General features: G+C 65.1%; 6 protein-coding genes and 1 tRNA gene. 4 read left to right on the forward strand and 3 right to left on the reverse strand.

What is annotated here, in order from left to right:
* Positions 1-30: 30 nt before the first annotated feature.
* The 3 genes from SAHL_RS17645 to SAHL_RS17235 all read right to left on the reverse strand — a co-directional run bounded on the left by SAHL_RS17645 (position 31) and on the right by SAHL_RS17235 (position 1,859).
* Entirely contained in the window at positions 31-651 is a 621-nt protein-coding gene (locus SAHL_RS17645) for a hypothetical protein (protein WP_148045606.1), read from the reverse strand.
* 160 nt (positions 652-811) lie between these two features.
* Positions 812-888 (reverse strand) — tRNA-Pro (locus tag SAHL_RS17230).
* A gap of 2 nt (positions 889-890) precedes the next feature.
* Positions 891-1,859: a polyprenyl synthetase family protein gene (locus SAHL_RS17235; protein WP_123592652.1), complete on the reverse strand. Its 969-nt coding sequence runs from the start codon at positions 1,857-1,859 to the stop codon at positions 891-893.
* 163 nt (positions 1,860-2,022) lie between these two features.
* On the opposite strand from SAHL_RS17235, the gene rplU reads away from it, so the two are divergent.
* From rplU to proB, 4 genes are all read left to right on the forward strand, one after another.
* Positions 2,023-2,337: a 50S ribosomal protein L21 gene (rplU, locus tag SAHL_RS17240; protein ID WP_123592656.1), complete on the forward strand. Its 315-nt coding sequence runs from the start codon at positions 2,023-2,025 to the stop codon at positions 2,335-2,337.
* A gap of 30 nt (positions 2,338-2,367) precedes the next feature.
* A complete protein-coding gene (gene rpmA, locus SAHL_RS17245; protein WP_123592653.1) occupies positions 2,368-2,640 on the forward strand; it encodes a 50S ribosomal protein L27 in 273 nt (90 codons plus the stop codon).
* Between the two features lie 107 nt (positions 2,641-2,747).
* Positions 2,748-3,821: an Obg family GTPase CgtA gene (cgtA, locus tag SAHL_RS17250; protein WP_123592654.1), complete on the forward strand. Its 1,074-nt coding sequence runs from the start codon at positions 2,748-2,750 to the stop codon at positions 3,819-3,821.
* Positions 3,787-4,947 carry a glutamate 5-kinase gene (gene proB / locus SAHL_RS17255; RefSeq protein WP_245968589.1) on the forward strand — a complete coding sequence of 387 codons (1,161 nt, stop codon included), beginning with the start codon at positions 3,787-3,789 and terminating at the stop codon, positions 4,945-4,947. Before cgtA ends, proB begins: the two co-directional genes overlap by 35 nt.
* Positions 4,948-5,056: the final 109 nt, after the last annotated feature.

Genomic DNA, 5,056 nt, shown 5'->3' on the forward strand with positions numbered 1-5,056 from the left:
ACGTTTGCTCTGTTTCATGGCTCCAGTCTCTCAAGAGTTGGAGCCTCCGACGAAACCGGGGCGATTCAGTGCTGCGCGATACAAAGCATCTTTTTCGGAAGCTGTGGGGCGTCGCCGATACTTCGGATCGCGCTTGATGCGGTGACCCTCCGCCGGGTTGCGCTGCGACGACTGAATACGCTCAAGCCCTAAATCGATCGCCTGCTTCAGAACATTCAGCCGCTTGCGAATCGTTCCAGCTGGGCGACCTTCCGCGCGACAGGCGCTTATCCATTCCTTGATATCGCTACGGAAGACATCGCTTAGGAGGCGCTTAGCGAGCGGGTGCCTGCGCCAGTACGCTACGATCGGCGCGTGACATGTACGCCAAGTCAGAGGCGATAGATGCCTTGGTGCGGCAGTAGCGTACACCGCGAGAGCCTGATCGATCGTAATGCCGACCCTCGATTCGACTAACGTGTCCTGAACATTTGACTCTGGCGTGCCTTCCGCGACTGCGGCTTGGCTTTCGATCTGAGCAAGCCAGGCTTTCGCTTCTGCCTTCTCATGGAAGCTCCGACTACGGGGTTTTCCCTGTGCCCGCGTTTGTGCCACCCAGTTCTTGCGGCTTTTGCGTTGGTTCTCGCCCTTGCGTTTGTAAATCGTTCCCACAGTTCCTCCTGCTCGGTGATAGGGCAGGTAACGGTGGGAAGCACGCGGACAAAAACGGTCCGGTTGCAGCGATTTGCCACCAGATCGCAACCAGTATGCGCATCCGCAGAAAACGCAACCAGCAACTGATCAAAAAACTTAGGGGAATCAGACCATTAGATGGTCGGAGTAGCAGGATTTGAACCTACGACCTCCACCTCCCGAAGGTGGCGCTCTACCAAGCTGAGCTATACTCCGATTCAGTATCGGCGCTGAACCGAAAACTCGGCCAGCGAGACGAGTGTCGCCTTGAACGGCGACTCGTCGAACACGTCGAGTGCGGCGACGGCCTTGTCGGCTTCGCCCTCGGCGCGGCGGCAAGTGTATTCCATCGCATCGGTCGATTCAATCGCTTTCAGCACATCGTCGAGCGCATCGCGATCGCCGTCCCGCAGGGCCCGGCGGATCGGTTCCCCCACGGCGGTTTCGACCTGCGACAGCGCGCGGATCAACGGCAGGGTCGCCTTGCCTTCGGCGAGGTCGTCGCCGACGTTCTTTCCGTAGTCGCCGTCGCCGCGGCCGTAGTCCAGCGAATCGTCGATGACCTGAAAGGCCACGCCCAGGTGTCGGCCGTAAGTGGCCATGGCGTCGCAGCGCGCGGCGTCGCAGCCGGCCAGCTCGGCGGCGAGCCGACAGCCGGCGGCGAACAGGCTGGCGGTCTTGCGATCTACGACTTCCAGATAGTCTTTTTCCGCGAGGTCGGGGTCGTGGCTGTGCATCAGCTGCATCACCTCGCCTTCCGCGATCCGGTTGGTCGCGTCCGCGAGCACGCGCATGATTTGGAAGGAGTCAAGCTCCACCATCATCTGAAAGGCGCGCGAATAGAGGAAATCGCCGGTAAGTACGCTCGCGTCGTTGCCCCAGAGCGTGTTCGCGGTGTCGCGCCCGCGCCGCAGCGTGGACTCGTCGACGACGTCGTCGTGCAGCAGCGTGGCGGTATGGATGAACTCGATGATGGTGGCGAGCAGGTGGTGCTGATCGCCGGTGTAGCCGCTCGCGCGTGCCGCCAGCAGCACCAGCGCGGGCCGCAGGCGCTTGCCGCCGCTTGCGATGATGTACTCGCCGAGCGTGTTGATGAGGACCACGTCCGAATTCAGCCGCTGCCGTATGAGGGCGTCGACCGCGCGCATGTCGTCCTCGACCGGCTCGAAAAGCGGCTGAATACTCATGTTGCCCGGAACCGAAAAACAGCGGCAAACTTAGGCGTGCGGCCCCGGCCTGTCAAGGCGCGCGGGCGGCGCTGTGCGCGTTGACCGGTCGCCGGAAAGCACGTATTATTCCGCGTCTTTCATCGGGCGAGAGCCCAAGAGCAACAGGCGACGTGGAGTGGTCATGCACGCGGTAATTCGCACCGGCGGTAAACAGTACAGGGTGGCAGAGGGCGACGTCCTGCGTGTCGAGAAGCTCGATGCCGAGCCCGGCAGCACGATCGAACTCTCGGACGTGCTCCTGATTTCGGACGGTGATGACGTGCAGATCGGCACGCCGCTGCTGAATGGCAAGGCGGTCTCCGCGGAAGTGCAGACGCATGCGCGCCGCGATAAGATCGAGGTGGTCAAGTTCAAGCGTCGCAAGAAGTATCGGCGTGCCCACGGCCATCGCCAGCACTACACCCAGCTCAAGATCACGTCGATTCCCGGCGCCTGATCGCAACGCATCGGTTAGAGGACCCAGACCATGGCACATAAAAAGGCAGGCGGCAGTACCCGCAACGGTCGCGATTCCGAATCGAAACGCCTGGGCGTCAAGAAATTCGGCGGCCAGCGCGTCAAGGCCGGTAACATCATCGTGCGCCAGCGCGGCAACACCTTCCATGCGGGCAGCAATGTCGGCACGGGCCGCGACTTCACGCTCTACGCCAATACCGACGGTGTGGTGAACTTCGCGGTCAAGGGCCCGAAGAATCGCAAGTTCATCTCGATCGAGCCGGCGGAGCAGCCCGCCGGCTGACGGTTCGGGCGCAATGCGCTGAAAGCCTCGCCTCGCGCGGGGCTTTTTTATGTCCGGTCGGTGGCCCATGCGATCATGCACGGCCCGAAACAACGGAAGACGCGACCATGAAGTTCGTCGATGAAGCCAATCTGAGGGTGGAAGCCGGCGACGGCGGACATGGCAGCTTGAGTTTCCGCCGCGAGAAGTACGTGCCCCACGGCGGCCCCGACGGCGGCGACGGCGGTGACGGCGGCAGCGTGTATCTGCGGGCCGACCACAATCTCAACACGCTCTACGACTACCGCATCAACCGCGTCTTCAAGGCCCAGCGCGGCGGCAACGGCGCCGGCAAGAACCGGACCGGGGCAAAGGGTGCCGATCGCTATCTGCCGGTGCCGGTCGGCACGCTCTGCTATGCGCGCGAGACCGACGAATTCATCGGCGATCTGACCAGGGACGGCCAGACCCTGCGCGTGGCACAGGGCGGCTACCATGGTCTGGGCAACGCGCGGTTCAAGTCGAGCACGAACCAGGCGCCGCGCAAGACCACCGACGGCACCCCGGGCGAGATCCGCGAGCTGCGCCTGGAGCTCAAGCTGCTGGCCGACGTGGGTCTCGTGGGGCTGCCGAACGCGGGCAAGTCGACGCTGCTCTCCGGTGTGTCCGGTGCGCGGCCGCGCATCGCCGATTATCCGTTCACCACGCTGCAGCCGCAGGTCGGTGTGGTGAGCGTCGGTCCGCTGCGCAGCTTCACCCTGGTCGATCTGCCCGGCCTGATCGAGGGCGCCGCGTCGGGTGTCGGCCTCGGGCACCGTTTTCTGCGCCACGTGCAGCGTACGCGCCTGCTGTTCCATGTGGTCGATCTGGTCGATCTGGTCGATCCGGAGGAGCGTGACGTCGTGACCCAGGTGAGCACCATTGCCGGGGAGCTGGCCGAGTTCAGCCCGGAATTGGCGACGCGGCCCCGCTGGCTGGTGCTCAACAAGGCCGAGCTGGCCGACGCGTCGATGCTGGAGGCACTGCGGGGTCGGCTGGCGGCCGAACTCGGCTGGCAGGGGCCGGTCTACACGGTCTCCGCGATCCGGCCGGGTACGCTGGAGACGCTACTCGGCGATGCGATGTCGTATCTGGAGTCGGTTGCCGAGCGGTCGGACGACACCACGGATGAAATCACGGCGAGCGATGATCACGACGCGTGAACAGCTGAAGACCGCGCGGCGCTGGGTCGTCAAGATCGGCAGCGCGCTGCTGACCGCCGACGGGCGCGGTCTCGACACGCAGCGCCTGGAAAACTGGGCGGGCCAGATCGCAGCACTCCACGCCGCCGGCGCCCAGGTGGTGCTGGTGTCCTCGGGCGCCGTCGCCGAGGGCCTCGTGCGGCTGGGCTGGCCTGGTCGGCCGACCGCGCTCAACGAGCTCCAGGCGGCGGCATCGGTGGGTCAGGCCGGGCTGGTCGAGGCCTACAACCGCTGCTTCAAGACGCACGGTCTGCAGACCGCCCAGGTGCTGCTCACGCACGACGATGTCTCCAATCGAGGGCGTTATCTCAACGCGCGCGGCACGTTGCTCACGCTTCTGGAGATGGATGTCATCCCGATCGTCAACGAGAACGACGCGGTGGTGACCGACGAGATCCGCGTGGGCGACAACGACACCGTCGCCGCGCTGGCGGTCAATCTGCTCGATGCCGACGGCCTGATCATCCTGACCGACCAGGCGGGGGTCTACGACGCCGATCCGCGCACGCATCCGGACGCGACGCTGATCGATATCCGCGAGGCGACCGACGCGGCGCTGCTGGCCGCCGCGAGCGAGCGCGGCGGGGCGCTCGGGCGTGGCGGCATGCGCACGAAGGTGATCGCCGCCCGCCAGGCCGCCGACTCGGGCGCGACCACGGTGATCGCCGACGGCCTGTTGCCGGATGTACTGGCACGCGTGGTCGGCGGCGAGCGGGTCGGCACGATGCTAATACCGGATCGCAATGCCCGGCGCGCGGCGCGCAAGAACTGGATCGCTGGTCAGCGGCGTGTGCGCGGACGCGTGCATCTCGACGCCGGTGCGGTGCGTGTGCTGCGCGACGCAGGGCGCAGTCTGCTGCCCATCGGCATCACCGCCGTGGAGGGCGATTTTCGTCGCGGCGATCTGGTCGCCTGCCTGAGCGACGCCGGCGAGGAGATCGCCCAAGGGCTGGCGAACTACGACGCGCGCGAGACGCGCCTGCTCGCCGGCCAGCCGAGCGAGCGCATCGCCGAGCTCATCGGCTATGCGGGCGAGCCCGAATTCATCCACCGCAACAACCTGGTTGTGTCGCGCACGCTGGCCTGAGCGTCGCCTCTACGGTGGACATGAAAAAGCCCGCGCGAGCGTAATGCCGTTCACTTAAGCGGGGAAGCCTGCTTATTCACGGGATAGCGGGTCTTGGACATCTTCACCG

The organism is Salinisphaera orenii subsp. halophila YIM 95161, from assembly GCF_003732545.1.
Classification (GTDB): Bacteria; Pseudomonadota; Gammaproteobacteria; order Nevskiales; family Salinisphaeraceae; genus Salinisphaera; species Salinisphaera orenii_A.